Annotated in this window: 1 protein-coding gene and 1 pseudogene; both read right to left on the minus strand. The window is 71.1% G+C overall.

From position 1 onward, the window contains the following. Nucleotides 1–262 (minus strand): annotated as a pseudogene (locus tag A6Q79_RS12485) (TetR/AcrR family transcriptional regulator); the annotation flags it as partial. Beyond that, nucleotides 255–443: SDR family oxidoreductase (locus A6Q79_RS12490; protein WP_317698478.1), on the minus strand; the 189-nt coding region annotated here is incomplete at its 5' end. The pseudogene A6Q79_RS12485 and the gene A6Q79_RS12490, both read right to left, overlap by 8 nt.

Consider the following 443-nt stretch of genomic DNA (forward strand, 5'->3'; position numbering starts at 1 on the left):
CGTCGGGACTGGCCAGGATGTCGTCGTACGCCGCGAACAGCTCGGCCTGGAAGGTGCGCATCAGCTCGTCGACCATCGACTCCTTGGAGTCGAAGTGGTGGTAGAGGCTGCCCGAGAGGATGCCGGCGGCGTCCGCGATGTCGCGGACGGTGGTGTTGCGGAAGCCCTTGGTCGCGAAGAGGTCGGCCGCGATCCGCAGCAGCTCCTCGCGCCGGCTCGCTCCCGCGGTCGACGCCGCTGCGCCGCCGGCCTGCTCAGGCATGCTGGCTGCTGACCGAGACGACCTCGCCGGTGAGGTAGGAGGAGTAGTCGCTGGCCAGGAAGACCACCAGCCCCGCGACCTCCTCGACGGTGCCGGCGCGGCCCAGCGGGATCGGGATCAGGTCGGGCGGCATCTGGTCCGTGGCCGGGGTCGAGATGCGGCCGGGGTGGACGGAGTTGGC

The sequence above is a fragment of the Aeromicrobium sp. REDSEA-S32_B7 genome, from assembly GCF_001626145.1.
Taxonomy (GTDB): Bacteria; Actinomycetota; Actinomycetes; order Propionibacteriales; family Nocardioidaceae; genus Aeromicrobium; species Aeromicrobium erythreum.